Annotated in this window: 12 protein-coding genes; 4 read left to right on the top strand and 8 right to left on the bottom strand. The window is 69.2% G+C overall.

Features of this window, described 5'->3' with window-relative positions:
- Positions 1 to 24: 24 nt before the first annotated feature.
- The gene (locus AC1DYK_RS28035) at positions 25 to 3,615 is read left to right on the top strand and encodes an indolepyruvate ferredoxin oxidoreductase family protein (protein WP_478169265.1); all 3,591 of its coding nucleotides are present in this window, start codon (positions 25 to 27) and stop codon (positions 3,613 to 3,615) included.
- Here AC1DYK_RS28035 and AC1DYK_RS28040 read toward each other — a convergent pair.
- Positions 3,612 to 4,853 carry an MFS transporter gene (locus AC1DYK_RS28040; protein WP_478169266.1) on the bottom strand — a complete coding sequence of 414 codons (1,242 nt, stop codon included), beginning with the start codon at positions 4,851 to 4,853 and terminating at the stop codon, positions 3,612 to 3,614. The two genes, AC1DYK_RS28035 and AC1DYK_RS28040, sit on opposite strands and share 4 nt — an antisense overlap.
- Positions 4,854 to 4,965: 112 nt before the next feature.
- On the opposite strand from AC1DYK_RS28040, the gene gcvA reads away from it, so the two are divergent.
- Complete coding sequence (gcvA, locus tag AC1DYK_RS28045; RefSeq protein ID WP_478169267.1) at positions 4,966 to 5,907, top strand: transcriptional regulator GcvA; 942 nt, start codon at positions 4,966 to 4,968, stop codon at positions 5,905 to 5,907.
- Positions 5,908 to 6,088: 181 nt separating this feature from the next.
- A complete protein-coding gene (shkS, locus tag AC1DYK_RS28050) occupies positions 6,089 to 7,525 on the top strand; it encodes a surface-behavior sensor histidine kinase ShkS (RefSeq protein ID WP_478158251.1) in 1,437 nt (478 codons plus the stop codon).
- A 223-nt stretch (positions 7,526 to 7,748) separates the two neighbouring features.
- On the opposite strand, the gene AC1DYK_RS28055 is transcribed toward shkS, so the two are convergent.
- Genes AC1DYK_RS28055 through AC1DYK_RS28085 form a run of 7 tightly spaced genes read right to left on the bottom strand, consistent with a single transcriptional unit; the run spans position 7,749 to position 13,962 of the window.
- Positions 7,749 to 8,345: a response regulator transcription factor gene (locus AC1DYK_RS28055; RefSeq protein WP_442285411.1), complete on the bottom strand. Its 597-nt coding sequence runs from the start codon at positions 8,343 to 8,345 to the stop codon at positions 7,749 to 7,751.
- A 58-nt stretch (positions 8,346 to 8,403) separates the two neighbouring features.
- Positions 8,404 to 9,738, bottom strand: coding sequence for a tryptophan--tRNA ligase (locus AC1DYK_RS28060; protein ID WP_478169268.1), 1,335 nt, complete (start codon positions 9,736 to 9,738; stop codon positions 8,404 to 8,406).
- A gap of 6 nt (positions 9,739 to 9,744) precedes the next feature.
- Positions 9,745 to 10,416 (bottom strand): site-2 protease family protein, encoded by a 672-nt coding sequence (locus AC1DYK_RS28065; RefSeq protein ID WP_478169269.1) that lies wholly within the window; start codon positions 10,414 to 10,416, stop codon positions 9,745 to 9,747.
- A gap of 33 nt (positions 10,417 to 10,449) precedes the next feature.
- Positions 10,450 to 11,085: an L-threonylcarbamoyladenylate synthase gene (locus tag AC1DYK_RS28070; RefSeq protein ID WP_478086797.1), complete on the bottom strand. Its 636-nt coding sequence runs from the start codon at positions 11,083 to 11,085 to the stop codon at positions 10,450 to 10,452.
- 28 nt (positions 11,086 to 11,113) lie between these two features.
- Positions 11,114 to 12,052 (bottom strand): DMT family transporter, encoded by a 939-nt coding sequence (locus tag AC1DYK_RS28075; protein ID WP_478169270.1) that lies wholly within the window; start codon positions 12,050 to 12,052, stop codon positions 11,114 to 11,116.
- Positions 12,049 to 12,903, bottom strand: a complete 855-nt coding sequence (locus tag AC1DYK_RS28080) for a 3',5'-nucleoside bisphosphate phosphatase (protein ID WP_478169271.1) — start codon at positions 12,901 to 12,903, stop codon at positions 12,049 to 12,051. The genes AC1DYK_RS28075 and AC1DYK_RS28080 overlap by 4 nt, the downstream gene beginning before the upstream one ends.
- 45 nt (positions 12,904 to 12,948) lie before the next feature.
- Positions 12,949 to 13,962, bottom strand: coding sequence for a transporter (locus AC1DYK_RS28085; protein ID WP_478169272.1), 1,014 nt, complete (start codon positions 13,960 to 13,962; stop codon positions 12,949 to 12,951).
- Between the two features lie 158 nt (positions 13,963 to 14,120).
- Between AC1DYK_RS28085 and ppk2 the strand changes: the two genes are divergently transcribed.
- Positions 14,121 to 15,038 (top strand): polyphosphate kinase 2, encoded by a 918-nt coding sequence (gene ppk2 / locus AC1DYK_RS28090; protein ID WP_478169273.1) that lies wholly within the window; start codon positions 14,121 to 14,123, stop codon positions 15,036 to 15,038.
- The last annotated feature ends 106 nt before the right edge of the window (positions 15,039 to 15,144 follow it).

The following is a 15,144-nucleotide window of genomic DNA, read 5'->3' on the forward strand; positions in this document are numbered from 1 at the left end:
CCTCGCGATGGAACAATTTCGGCCATGCAAAGCACCCCCCGCGATCCGTCCGTCCTGCGTTCCGACTACCGACTGGCCGACAGCCTGTGGGCGACATCGGGTGCCGTCTTCCTCACCGGCACGCAGGCGCTCGTGCGGGTGCTGCTGATGCAGCGCCAGCGCGATCTCGCCCGCGGCCTGGGCACCCAGGGCTTCGTCAGCGGCTACCGCGGCTCGCCGCTGGGCATGGTGGACCAGGCGATCTGGAAGGCTGGCAAGGGCTTCAAGGAGGCCGGCATCCGCTTCGTGCCGGCCATCAACGAGGAGCTCGCCGCCACCCAGGTGCTCGGCACCCAGCGCGTCGAGTCCGACCCCGAGCGCACGGTCGAGGGCGTGTTCGCGATGTGGTACGGCAAGGGGCCGGGCGTGGACCGCGCCGGCGATGCGCTCAAGCACGGCAACGCCTACGGCTCCTCGCCGCATGGCGGGGTGCTGGTGGTGGCGGGCGACGACCATGGCTGCGTTTCGTCGTCGATGCCGCACCAGAGCGACCATGCCTTCGTCGCCTGGAGCATGCCGGTCGTGCAGCCGGCCTGCGTCGCCGAGTACCTCGAGTTCGGCCTCTACGGCTACGAGCTGTCGCGCTACTCGGGCGCGTGGGTCGGCATGGCGGCGCTGTCGGAAGTGGTCGAGAGCGCCAGCACGGTCGATCTGGACCGGGTCGCCGCCCGCGTCGCCGGCTGGGCCGATGCCGACACCGTGCGCGCCGCGACCGGCCACCGCGCGCCTGTCGATGGTCTGCACTACCGCTGGCCCGACCTGCCATCGCTGCGCATCGAGTCGCGGCTGGCCGACAAGCTGGAGGCGGTCGCCGCCTTCGCCCGCGTCAACAGCATCGATCGCCATGTGATCGAGAGCCCGCAGGCCAGGGTCGGCATCGTGACCTGTGGCAAGGCCCACTACGACCTGATGGAAGTGCTGCGCCGCCTCGAGGTGACGCCGGAGAGCCTGGCCCGCATCGGGCTGCGGCTCTACAAGGTGGGCCTGAGCTTTCCGATCGAGCAGACCCGCATCAAGGCCTTCGCGGAGGGCCTGGAAGAGATCCTGATCGTCGAGGAGAAGGGCGCGATCGTCGAGAGCCAGCTGCGCGACCTGTTCTACAACGCGCCGCCCGGTGCCCGCCCGGTGCTGGTCGGCAAGCAGGATCGCGAGGGCCGGCCGCTGGTGTCGGCGCTCGGCGAGCTGCGGCCGTCACGGCTGATCGAGCTGGTGGCGCACTGGCTCGCGGTCCATTTCCCCGGCAACAGCGAGCTTGGCGACCACCTGCAGCACGTGCGCGACTTCACGCCGCCCGAACTGCTGAGCAATGACGGCGACACGGTCAAGCGGCTGCCTTACTTCTGCGCCGGCTGCCCGCACAACACGAGCACCAAGGTGCCGGAGGGCTCGACCGCGCGCGCCGGCATCGGCTGCCACTTCATGGCCAACTGGATGGACCGCAGCACGGCCGGGCTGATCCAGATGGGCGGCGAGGGCGTCGACTGGGTCTCGCACGCGATGTTCACGCGCACGCCGCACGTGTTCCAGAACCTCGGCGACGGCACCTACTACCACTCGGGTTATCTCGCGATCCGGCAGGCGGTGGCGGCCAACGCGACGCTGACCTACAAGATCCTGTTCAACGACGCGGTGGCGATGACCGGCGGCCAGCCGGTCGACGGCATCATCAGCGTCGATGCGATCGCGCGCCAGGTGGAGTCCGAAGGCGTGAAGCAGGTGGTGGTGGTCAGCGACGCGATCGAGAAGTACGACGCCATCAAGGGCAAGTTCCCGGCCGGCACCGAGTTCCAGGACCGCAGCGAGCTCGACGCGGTGCAGCGGCGACTGCGCGAAGTGCCCGGCGTCACGGTGCTGATCTACGAGCAGACCTGCGCCGCCGAGAAGCGCCGCCGCCGCAAGAAGGGCGAGCTGGCCGACCCGGCCAAGCGGCTGTTCATCAACGAGGCGGTGTGCGAGGGCTGCGGCGATTGCGGCGTGCAGAGCAACTGCGTCGCCGTGCTGCCGCACGAGACCGAGTTCGGCCGCAAGCGCAAGATCGACCAGACCAGCTGCAACAAGGACTACTCCTGCGCCCAGGGCTTCTGCCCCAGCTTCGTCGGCGTGAGCGGCGGCGCGCTGCGCAAGAAGAGCGGCGCGCTGGCTGCGGGCCAGGATGCCTTCCTGCGCCACGTGGCCGCGCTGCCGAGGCCCGAGCCGCACGGATGGACGGCGCCCTACGACCTGCTGGTCACGGGTGTCGGCGGCACCGGCGTGGTGACCGTGGGCGCGGTCATCGCGATGGCCGCGCACCTGGAGGGCAAGTCGGCCAGCGTGCTGGACTTCATGGGCTTTGCGCAGAAGGGCGGCGCGGTGCTGAGCTTCGTGCGCCTGGCCGACACGCCCGAGCGGCTGAACCAGGTGCGCATCGACACCCAGCAGGCCGATGCGATCCTGGCCTGCGACGTGGTGGTCGGTGCCTCGCCCGAGGCGCTGCAGACCGTGCGCCACGGCCGCACGCGCATCCTGGCGAACCTGCACGAGATCCCGGTGGCCGAGTCGCTGCGCAACCCGGATGCGGACCTCAAGGTCGAGCTGCTGCTCGAGAAGATGCGCTTCGTGGCCGGCCGCGAACAGGTCCGGACCTTCGATGCCCAGACGCTGGCGGAGGAGTTCCTGGGCGACACGCTGGCATCGAACATCCTCGCGGCCGGCTATGCGTGGCAGTGCGGCCTGATTCCCCTGAGCCTGGAGGCCTTGACCCGGGCGATCGAACTCAACGGCGTCGCCGTGGCGGCCAACCAGTTGGCGTTCTCGCTCGGCCGCCTGGCGGCGGGCGATCCGCAGGCCATCGATGCCGTGCGCGGTGCGCCGGCCGCGCGGGCCGAGGACGAGTCGCTGGAGGCGCTGGTCGCCAGGGCTGTGCGGCATCTGGCCGGGTATCAGAACGCGGCCTGGGCCCGGCGCTTCGAGGCCCGGGTGCTGGCGGTGCGACAACGCGAGGCAGCGCTGGCCGGGGGCGACCCTTCGCTGCCCGTCACGCGCAATGCGGCCCAGAGCCTGCTCAAGCTCATGAGCTACAAGGACGAGTACGAAGTGGCGCGCCTCTACAGCGACGGCGGCTTCCGCGCAAAGCTTGCCGAGCAGTTCGAAGGCGATCTCAAGCTCGAGTTCCACATGGCGCCGCCGTTCCTCGCACGGCCGAAGAACGGTCAGCCGCCGGTCAAGATCCGTCTCGGCGGCTGGATGCTGCCGGCGATGAAGTGGCTGGCGCGCGGCAAGGTGCTGCGCGGCACGGCCCTCGACCTGTTCGGCCACACCGCGGAGCGTCGGCTGGAGCGCGAGCTGATCGGGCGCTTCGATGCGCGGCTCGACGAGTTGATGGCCGGGCTGTCGCCGTCCAACCAGCGGTTGGCGGCGCAGATTGCCGCCGTGCCGCTGGCGATCCGCGGTTACGGCCACGTGAAGCTAGCCAACCTCGCGCTGGCGCGCGGCCGCGAGGCCGAGTTGCTGCATCGCTTCGCGCCGGAGCGCTATCCGCGGCCGGCGGTCGAGGCGAAGGCGGGGCAGATCCGCGGCATCGCGGTGGTGGCGCACTAGGACTGGCTGCGAAGCGCGCCCCGCGGCATCGCCAGCACGATGCCCGCGGCCAGCAGGTTGGCGGCCACGCTCGCCAGGATCGGCATCGTGTAGCTGCCGCTGATGTCGAAGGCGAACCCGGCGGCGCTCGGCCCGATCAGCGTCCCGAAGGCTACGCTGGTATAGAGCACGCCGATGATGCCGCTGACATGTCGCCCGCCGAATCGGTCCATCACCACGGCCGGCAGCACCGCCACCCAGCCGCCGTAGAAGACGCCGTAGACGAAGGCGAAGGTCGCCAGCGGCCACCAGCCCGTCGCCATCGCCCAGATCGCGAGGGACAGCGCCATGCCGGCGAACATGGCGACCAGGGCCCGGTCGCGGCCCATCCGGTCCATCAGCCCGCCCAGGAAGAAGCGGCCAGCCGTGCTGCCGATGCCGATGACGCCGAGCAGCAGCACCGCCGATGACGGCGCCACGCCCTGGTCCATCGCAGAGGGCACCAGGTGCACGAAAGGCACGAAGACACCCAGCGAGCAGAGCAGGCAGGCGCCATAGAGCACCGCGAACTGCCGCGATCCGAGCGCTTCGCGCACCGACATCCCTGCCGCGCGCTGCGCCCAATCGGCGGGGCCCGCGGGGTCGCCGTCCGGGAACAGCCCGCGAGCGTGCGGGTCGTTCTCGATCAAGAGCGCCATGCCCGCGCCCACCACCATGGCCAGGACCCCGAGGACGGCATAGGCGCCGCGCCAGCCCAACTGCGCGATCAGCAGCGCGGCCAGCGCCGGCATCACGAGCGTGCCGACGCCGATGCCGCTGACGGCCAGCCCGGACGCCAGCCCGCGGCGCCGGGAGAACCAGCGCTGCACGGCCCCGACCGCGGGGACGTAGGCGCAGCCGACGCCCAGGCCCACCCCCAGCCCGTAGGCCAGGTAGACCTCGGTGAGGCTGCGCGCGAGGCTGGCCGCGACCAGGCCGGCGCCGGTCAGCAGCATCCCGGCGAGCGCCAGGCGCCGCGAGCCCCAGCGGTCGGCCAGCGGTCCGCTGACGCAGCCGAGCGCGAAGTACAGGAAGCCGGCGAGCGAGAACACCACCGAGGTCGAGCCGCGCGAGGCCGCGAATTCCTGCTGCAGCGATGCCGCGAAGGCGCCGAAGGTGTAGGCGCTGCCGAAGCCGACGAAGGTCACGGCGAAGGCGCCCGCGACCACCCACCAGCCGTGGAACAGGCGTCGAGGGCGCAGCACCGTGGCATCAGTCATCGCGCGTTTTCCTTTGCTTCGATTCGGATCAGAATTGCTAAGCTGGATGTTCACCAATCGGCATTGGAAAAGCAAACCATGAATTGATGCCGATTCAAGTGAGTAAAACTAAATGATCCTGAAGCATCTCCCGCCGCTGGGCGCACTTCGCGCCTTCGAGGCTTCGGCGCGCCACCTCTCGGTCAAGAAGGCGGCCGAGGAGTTGTGCGTGACGCCCGGCGCGGTCAGCCAGATGCTCAAGGCGCTCGAAGAGAAGCTGGGCGTCGCGCTGTTCGAGCGCGTGAATCGCGGCATCGTGCTGACCGGCGCCGGGCGCGACTACCTGCCGCCGATCCGCAATGCCTTGCGGCAGATCGCCGAGGCGTCCGGGCGCATCGCGGCAGCGGCCGAGTCCGGCCTGCTGACCGTCAGCGTCACGCCCTTCTTCGCCGCGGCCTGGCTGGTCCCGAGGCTGCAGGGCTTCCAGGATGCCCATCCGGACATCGATCTGCAGGTGGTCGCCAGCACCGCGCTCGTGAACTGGTCGCGCGATGGCGTGGACGTCGCGATCCGTCACGGTCTCGGGCGCTATCCGGGCCTGCACAGCGACAAGCTGGTCGCCGTGGAGGTGGTGCCGGTGGCGGCGCCGGCGCTGGCCGCCCGGCKGGGGCGGCCAGCCTCCGCGGCGGCGCTGCTGCGCTGGCCGCAGGTGCACGAGGCCGAGCGCAGCGGCTGGCATCGGTGGTTCCAGGCGCAGGGCATCGACGAGATCGGCCCGGCCCGTGGCCCCGCCTACGACGACGCCGGCCTGCTGCTGAGGGCCGTGCTGGCGGGGCAGGGCGCGGGCCTGCTGCCGGCGGCGATGGTGGCGCCCGATCTCGCCGAAGGGCGCCTGCTGAGACTCGCGGACGACGCGCTGCTCGAAGACCTGGCGTACTACCTGCTCGTTCCCGAGGGAAGCCAGTTGCGGGCCAAGGTGGCCGCGTTCCGGGCGTGGATCCTGGGCGAGGCTGCGGTCGAAGCAGACGCCGGAACCCCGAAAGGCGTTGTGCGCACGCTACGAATCAGGGAATGATGGGACGGAAGTCGCGCCGGCGGCCAATTAAGATCAGGCGTTAGCGCCTGGCGCCCTGGGGCGCGTGGCACAGGGCGGCATCGGGTCGCAGAGTTCTTCAATTGCGGTGCGCAGTGCCGCAGGCAGGGGCCCCTCGCGAGGGGCCTTTTTTTGTGGCGTGGATGACAGGGGCGTGAAGGCCATGATGGGTAATTCGTCGTTCGCAGGGCTGGGCAACTCGTCCTTTGCAAGCCTCACACCGGCGCCTGCGTCTGCCGACGAGGCCGAGCCGTGGGTGCGCGGTGAACTGATCCGCAGCCTGATGCGGGCCTCCCGCGGCTCCTACCTGCTGGCGGCGGCGCTGATGCCGGCCATGGTGGGCCTGAGCTGGGGCCACGTGCCGCCCTGGCAGCTGATGGCCTGGCTCGCGATCGGCATCGTCGCTACCGGTTGCCGGATCTGGGGCGAGCAGCTCTATGCCAGGGACTACGCCGACCGCGACTCGGCCGCGCAGCAGTACTTCGTCGAGCGCTATCGCTATCTCTGGAGTGCCAGCGGCTTCGCCTGGGGCCTGTCGATCCTGATCTTCTTCGAGCGCACGCCGCTCGTGAACCAGTTCATGAGCTGGCTGATCGTCGCCGGCGTCGCGACCTTCCCGCTCAACGGCCTGGCCCTGCATCCGCCGCTGCTCAAGCGCTACGTCAACACGCTGTTCTTCACGATGCTGGCGGCGATCGCCTGGCGCATGATCGAACTCAAGTTCGAACGGCCGCATTTCCACTACGGCTTCCTGCTGCTGCCGGGCCTGCACTGGTGGCTGCTGCTGCGGGCCGGCCGGCGCATCCACGAGACCGCGCGCAACAGCTTCGAGCTGCTGTTCCACAACCACATCCTGATCAATTCGCTGACCCAGCAGCGGCAGGCGGCGGTGTCGGCCGTGGCGATGAAGAACCGCTTCCTGGCCAGCGCGGCGCACGACATGCGCCAGCCCGTGCTGGCGCTCTCGCTCTATGCCGACTGGCTGCGCAACGAGCCCGAGCTGGTGGCCGAGATCGCGCCGAAGATCGTGCGGGCCACGCATGCGGTGAATGCGCTGTTCGATTCGCTGTTCGATCTCGCCCGCATCGATTCGGGACAGGTGCGGCTGCACATCGAACGGGTCGAAGTGGCGCAGCTGCTGCACGACCTCGAACTGCAGTACCGGCCGGTGGCCGAGGCCAAGGGGCTGGGCTTTCGCATGCACGTGACGCCCGGCACCGTCTTGACCGACCCGATCCGGGTGCGCCGCATGATCGGCAACCTGCTGGCCAACGCGATCAAGTACACGGCCGAGGGCGGCATCCTGCTGGCCTCGCGGCAGACCCGTGACGGCCTGCGGGTCGAGGTCTGGGACACGGGCATCGGCATCGCGCGCGAGCACCTGCGCGACGTCTTCCTGGAGTTCTACAAGGTGGCCGACCATGCTGGCACCTCGGACGGCTTCGGCCTCGGCCTGGCGATCGTGGCGCGGCTGTCGCACGCGCTGGGGCATCCGGTCAGCGTGCGCTCGCGCCTGGGCCGAGGCAGCGTCTTCCGCGTCGCCTTGCACGACGCCGACGAAACGCAAGCCCAGACCCGAATCTCGGGCGCTGTCGGCTGACGTGATCGGCCGGCGCAGCCCGGCCTGCTGGTGAAACACCGCGGAACCGGCTTTGCCGGGCCGCTGGTGTTGCCCCCGGCAGGGGGTGGGCGCCCGACACGAAGTGCGGGCAACCTGGGGGCGAGCCACAGTGCCACCGCGGAACCGGCTTTGCCGGGCCGCTGGTGTTGCCCCCCGGAGAGGGGGTGGGCGCCCGGACACGAAGTGCCGGGCAACCTGGGGGTCAGCCCGACAACAATCCGTTGGTGCGGGCGTGGTGGAGGGCCTGGGTCCGGCTCTTCACCCCGAGGCGACGGAACAGCCGCCACAGGTGCACCTTGACCGTGTGCTCGCTGATGTCGAGCTCGGTCGCGATGTCGCGGTTGCTCATGCCCTGGTCGAGCATGGCGATCAGCTGGGTCTGGCGCTTCGACAGCTTGCTGTTGGCCGCGGCCACCGGCTCCTCGGCATCGGTGTCGGCCATCAGCAGGCCCCGCAGCGCGGCGGTCAGCTCGGCCGAGCTGGCCGATTTCTCGATGTAGGTGTCGGCGCCGGCCTCGATGCAGGCCTCTTCCATGTCGGCCGACGGCGAGGCCGAATAGACCGCGATCGGCACGTCCGGATAGGCCAGCTTGACGGCCACGACGCCCGAGACGCCCGTGGTGTCCGGCAGCTTGAGGTCGAGGCAGAAAAGGCCCGGCGCCCCATGTTGCTTGACCGCTGCGGTCAGCTTGTCGAGCCGTTCGAGCTCGACGATGTTCTCGGCCGGTCGCAGGCGCCTCAGCACCATCACGATGGCGTCGCGCATCAGGGGGTGGTCGTCGATGACATAGATACTCATGATTTACTCGCTGTGTCCGCAGGTCGGGCGGCTGCCCTTCGCTGCGGGTGATTGACCCTTAGCCTTCGCTCGCCGCATCGGCTGCCGCAAGCGCCTCCAGTGCGGCAGAAGCCGCACGCATACCCTCATCGTCCATCGGCTCGAGCTGCGCCGCGAGCAGCGCCAGGGCCGCCGCCCGCTGCTGGCGCAGCGTGCCGATGGCACGCCCGGCCTCTTGCGGCGAAGCGAACCCCCGGCTTTGTACCAGCTGCACCCCGTGGGCGTCGAGCAACTTGAAATAGAACTGCCCGTCGCGCTCGCGATATTGCTTGAAGCTCGGACCCGCGACCTTGGCCACCTTGGCCGCCTTGCGCGCCGCCGCCTTGTCCTGGCTGGCGAGGTTGCGCAGGCCGACCGCGTGGCGCAGGTCGGCCACGAAGGGCCGCGACAGCGCGCGCGCCTTCTCGGCGCCGGCGCGCAGGATCGACTCGATCCGGGCCGGGTCGTTCAGGAGCGCGTCGTAGTGCTCCCGCATCGGCGCCACTTCGCGGTCGATGCGCTCGAACAGCAGCTGCTTGGCGTCGCCCCAGCCGATGCCGTCGGCGAAGGCCTTGCGCAGGGTCTCGGTCTCCTGGTCGTCGGCGAAGGCCTGGTAGATCTGGAACAGCGCCGAACCCTCGGTGTCCTTGGGCTCGCCCGGGGCGCGCGAATCGGTCACGATGCCGTTGATCAGCTTCTGCAGCTGGGCGCGCGGCGTGAAGAGCGGGATCGTGTTGTCGTAGCTCTTGCTCATCTTGCGGCCGTCGAGGCCCGGCAGCGTCGCCACGGAGTCGTCGATCTCGGCCTCGGGCAGCGTGAAGTGCTCGCCGTAGAGATGGTTGAAGTGCTGCGCCATGTCGCGCGCCATCTCGATGTGCTGCACCTGGTCGCGGCCCACCGGCACCTTGTGGGCGTTGAACATCAGGATGTCGGCGCCCATCAGCACCGGGTACATGAAGAGGCCGGCGCTGACGTCGGCGTCCGGGTCCTCGCCCTTGGCCGTGTTCTTGTCGACCTGCGCCTTGTAGGCATGGGCGCGGTTGAGCAGGCCCTTGCCGGTGACGCAGGTCAGGAACCAGGTCAGCTCGGGGATCTCGGGGATGTCCGACTGGCGGTAGAACGTGACCCGCTCCGGGTCGAGGCCGCAGGCCAGCCAGGTGGCGGCGATCTCGAGCGTCGAGCGCTGGATGCGGGCCGGCTCGTCGACCTTGATCAGCGCGTGGTAGTCGGCCAGGAAGTAGAAGCTCTGGACATCGTCGCGGCGGCTGAAGCGCACCGAATGCCGCACCGAGCCGACGTAGTTGCCGAGGTGCGGCGTGCCGCTGGTGGTGATGCCGGTGAGGAAGCGGGTGGGCGTGTCGGGAGGAATGGCCATGGGAGTTCAGCGAATGAGGGCGGTGAGCGGGCTCAGCAGCAGGGAGATGGCCTGGTAGCCGAAGGCCATCAACGGGCTCAGCCACCAGGTGCTGACGACGCCGGCGATGACCAGGCCCATCACGATGAAGAAGCCGTAGGGCTCAATGCGGGCCAGGAATTCCTGGGCCGCGCCGCGCGGCAGCAGGCCAGCCAGCACCCGGCCGCCATCGAGCGGGGGCAGCGGAAACAGGTTGAAGGCCCACATCACGAGGTTGACCAGCACGCCGCCCTGGGCCATCTTGATGAAAAAGGGTTCATTGATGCCGGCGGCGACCAGGCCGACCAGGAACAGCGCCCACAAGATGGCCTGGATGAAATTCGAGGCCGGGCCGGCCAGGGCGACCCAGATCATGTCGCGCTTGGGGTGGCGCAGGCGGCCGAAATTGACCGGCACCGGCTTGGCATAGCCGAACAGGAAGGCCCCCGAGGTGGCGAAATACAGCAGCAGCGGCATCAGGATGGTGCCGATCGGGTCGATGTGCTTGATCGGGTTGAGCGTCACGCGGCCCATCACGTAGGCCGTGTTGTCGCCGAAGTACCGTGCCACGTAGCCATGCGCGGCTTCATGGATGGTGATCGCGAAGATCACCGGCAGGGCGTAGATCAGGACGGTTTGTATGAGATTTGAAATATCCACCGCCAGGATTGTCTCAGACCGCCCGGGGCCGGCTCAGAGACCCAGAACGGCCAGCGGGCCGCGTCCCTGCCGCACCAGCAGCGGCTCGCCGCCGGCACCCATCGGCGTCAGGTCGACCACGGTGGTCGGCTCCGAGGCGCAGGCGCCGGCGTCGATCACCGCGCCGATCTGCTTCTCGAAGCGCTCGCGGATCAAGGTGGCGTCGTTCAGCGCCTCGGTCTCGCCGGGCGGGATCAGCGTGGTGGCCAGCAGCGGCTCGCCGTGCAGCGTCAGCAGTTCCAGCAGCACCCGGTGATCGGGCACGCGCAGGCCGATGGTCTTGCGCTGCGGATGGCTGACCCGCCGCGGCACTTCCTTGGTGGCTTCGAGCAGGAAGGTATACGGGCCGGGCGTGGCCGCCTTCAGCAGCCGGTACTGCTTGTTGTCGACCCGCGCATAGTTCGAGAGCTCGCTCAAGTCGCGGCACAGCAGCGTCAGGTGGTGCTTGTCGTCGACCTGGCGGATCCGGCGCAGCTGGTCGACCGCGTCCTTGTCGTCGAGATGGCAGGCCAGCGCGTAGCTGGAATCGGTCGGCACGGCGACGATCTCGCCGCGCGCGAGCAGCGCCACGGCCTGCTTCAGCAGGCGTTGCTGGGGGTTGTCGGGGTGGACTTCGAAGAACTGGGCCATGGGGCTGATTCTGCCCCGAGACGGCCAGTCATGACTCGGCGGGTTCGATAGGGACCCGGCGTTCGCGCACCGTGAGCCAGGCGCCGGCCGCGCCGCAGACCGCGATCAGCCCCATGCCGATCAGTGAAATCCGGTCCGGCACATGGGAGAACATGATCCAGCCGCCCAGCATCGCGAAGGCGATCTGCGCATAGAGGTAAGGCGTGAGCGTGGAGGCCGGCGCGCGCTGGTAGGCCAGGATCAGGAAGAAATGGCCCACCGTGCCCATGAATCCCATCAAGCACAGCAGCGCCCACCAGTGCCAGGAGGGCAGCGCCGTCCAGACGAAGGGCAGCGCGAAGGATGCCAGCAGCGTGCCCACCCAGCCGGTGTAGAAGTGCATCGTGAGCGGGTCCTCGGTCCGCGCGAGCTTGCTGGTCAGCACCTGGAACCAGGCGTTGGTCAGCACCAGCCCGATCGGCAGGAACATGGCCCAGCTGAAGGCGTCGCCGCCCGGGCGCAGGATCACCAGCGTGCCCGCGAAGCCGCCCGCCACCAGCGCCCAGCGCAGCGGCGACACATGCTCCTTGAGCGTGGTGGCCGCCAGCAGCGTGATCACCAGCGGCGCGATCAGCACGATCGAGGTGAACTCCGCCAGCGGCATGTAGCGCAGGCTGAAGAAAGCCAGCGTGCTGGAGGCGAGCAGCAGGGCGCCGCGCAGCAGTTGGTAGCGCGGATGGCGGGTGCGCAGCAGCGCCGTGCCGTGCCGGGGCAGCAGCACCAGCGTGGTCGCCACCGCCTGAAAGGCATAGCGGACCCAGACGCCCATCAGGATCGGAACCGCCGCGGTCGACAGCTTGGTGGCGGTGTCCAGCGTGGCGAAGCAGGCCACCGCGAGCAGCACCAGTCCGATGCCGGCCAGGATGCGCTCCGACGCGAGGTCGCGGGTGCTGGTTCTCGCGGCCGCGTCGCTCGCCGTGCCCGTCACTGGATGCGGTGCTCGAGCAGTTCCCACACCGGCGTGAGCTTGCCGGGCAGCGGAGGCAGCTTGCCGAGGTCGCAGTGGCTTTCGTCGGGGCTATGGAAATCGCTGCCGCGCGAGGCGGCGAAGTCGAATTCGAGCGCCTTGTCGGCGTACTCGACGTACTCGGCCGGCGTGTGGCTGCCGGTCACGACCTCGATCGCCTGGCCGCCGTGGGCCTTGAACTCGACGAAGAGCGCGTACTCCTCGTTGGCCGTGAACTTGTAGCGGCCGGGGTGGGCGATCACGGCCAGACCCTTGGCGGCGGTGATCCAGTGGACCGCGTCCTTCAGGCTGGCCCAGCGATGCGGCACGTAGCCGGGCTTGCCTTCAGTCAGGAACTTGCGGAACACCTCGGGGGTGTCGCGGCAATGACCGGCCTCGACCAGGAAGCGCGCGAAGTGGGTGCGCGAGATCAGTTCGGGATTGCCGACGAACCTGAGCGCGCCTTCATATGCGCCGTGGATGCCGACCTTGGCCAGGCCCTCGGACATCTCCTGGGCGCGCTTGCCGCGGCCGCCTCGGGTGTCGTGGAGGCCTTCGCGCATCGCGGCGTCGTCGGGGTCGAAGCCCAGCCCCACGATGTGCACGGTCTCGCCGGCGAAGGTGACCGAGATCTCGGTGCCCGTGAGGTACTTCATGCCGTGTTCGCGGGCGGCGGCGGCAGCCCGGTGCTGGCCGCCGACTTCGTCGTGGTCGGTCAGGGCCCACAGCTCGACGCCGTTGGCGGCGGCGCGGGCCGCGAGCGCCTCGGGCGTCAGCGTGCCATCCGAAACCACGGAGTGGCAATGCAGGTCGGCGTTGAGGATGGAGGACACCGCACGATCTTATTCTTTCTCGGAATGGCCTGCGGCGGGCCCGTTTCAGCGCTTGTTTCGGAAGGCGACCCAGGCCGCGACCGCGGTGAAGCTCACCACGATGGCCACCACGATCCAGAAGCCGTGCCGGTGATCGGCCAGCGGAATTCCGCCCACGTTCATCCCGAACAGCCCGGCCAGGATGTTGATCGGCAGCGCCAGCACGGTCACCACGGTCAGCACGAACAGGCTGCGGTTGTTGTCCTCATTGACATCGGCGGCGATCTCTTCCTGCAGCAGCTTGATGCGCTCCTGCAGTGCGCCCATGTCGCGCAGCACCACCGAGAACTCCTCGGTCGAGCCGCGCAACTCCTGGACGTCGGGCTCGGCCATCCAGGCGGGCGGGCTCTGCAGCAGCCGGAACAGCGCCGCCGGTTCGGGCGCCAGGAGGCGCTGCAAGCGCACCAGCACCCGGCGCAGCACGCCGAGCCGGGCCCGCTTGTGGTCCAGCCGGCCGGCCAGCAGCGCGTCCTCGATGTCGTCGATGCGCGCAGTCACGCCGCGCACGATGTTCACCAGCACGTCGGCCTGCACGCGCAGCAGGTGCTCGAGCAGTTCGGTACTGGAGCGCGGCGCATCGCCGGCCTTGACCGAGGTGCGCAGCGCATCGACCGAGCGCAGCGGCTGGGTGCGCGCGGTCACCACCAGCCGCGGGCCGACGCTGATCCACAGGGTCGAGATGTCGGAGGGCTCGAAGCTGAACTCGAAGTGCACGTCGTTGATGACGGCGATCAGCGAATCGTCGGCGCGCTCGATCCGGGTCGAGTGCAGCCCGTCCTTCAGCGTCTCGAAGAAGAGGTCGGACAGGCCTGCGTGGCGCAGCAGCCAGCGCTCGGCCTGGGCATGGCTCAGGTTGAAATGCAGCCACAGGAAGGCGCCGGGCGGAGCGCCGGCGGCCAGCCAGTCGGCCGCCTGCGCGGAGTCGACCGCGCGGGTCGGCTCCGGGGCGGCGGCATCGAACAGATAGCCGCAGATCAGCCCGGCTTCGTCGCTCCCGTAGGCGCCAGCGATCGAATTCATCGTGCGAGGGGCATGGTGGCGTGTCGGGGGATCATGTGGCAGTCATGTGTCAGCCGCGTGACGACGCCGCCCCTGCGCACATTTTGCGTACTTTCTGTCACATGACCGTCACCCGGCGGGCTCAGCATGGTGCAATCCCCCGCCATCCGAGAAGAACCATGACGCTGCCGAGCACCTTGAGCGACCCCGACGACCTGATGGCGCGCATCGCGCGCGACCTGGCCGACAGCTACGACGAAGAGATCGAACTCGAACTCGAGGACCGCAACCTCGACGAAATGGCGTCGGGGACCGTCGCCGACAAGGCTGCACGCCAGGCCTACTTCAAGGAGCTGTTCCGGCTCCAGGGCGAGCTCGTGAAGCTGCAGGACTGGGTGCAGCACAGCCGCCAGAAGGTCGTGATCCTGTTCGAAGGCCGCGACGCCGCGGGCAAGGGTGGCGTGATCAAGCGCATCACGCAGCGGCTCAATCCGCGCGTGGTGCGGGTGGCGGCGCTGCCGGCGCCCAACGACCGCGAGCGCACGCAGTGGTACTTCCAGCGCTACGTGGCGCATCTTCCGGCGGCCGGCGAAATGGTGCTGTTCGATCGCAGCTGGTACAACCGCGCCGGCGTCGAGCGCGTGATGGGCTTCTGCTCCGACGAGGAATACGAGGAGTTCTTCCGCACCGTGCCCGACTTCGAGCGCATGCTGGTGCGCTCCGGCATCAAGCTGATCAAGTACTGGTTCTCGATCACCGACGAGGAGCAGCACATGCGTTTCCTGGGCCGCATCCACGACCCGCTGAAGCAATGGAAGCTGAGCCCCATGGACCTCGAATCCCGCCGCCGCTGGGAGGAATACACCAAGGCCAAGGAGACGATGCTGGATCGCACCCACATCCCCGAGGCGCCCTGGTGGGTGGTGCAGGCGGTCGACAAGAAGAAGGCCCGCCTGAACTGCATCAACCACCTGCTGGGCCAGCTGCCCTACCACGAGGTGCCGCATCCGGCGGTGGCGCTGCCGGCGCGGGTGCGCAACGAGGATTACCTGCGGCACCCGGTCCCTGCGAGCATGTACGTGCCGGAAAGATACTGACCCGACGCGCTCCGGTGCCGGCCAGGCCTTGCGCGAGTTGGCCGATCGTCCGGTAGCTGGTCGGAGGCGAAGCTGCTACCGTGTTCCCAACGATATGCACGCCCAC

The sequence above is a fragment of the Variovorax sp. P2_H12 genome, assembly GCF_056403395.1.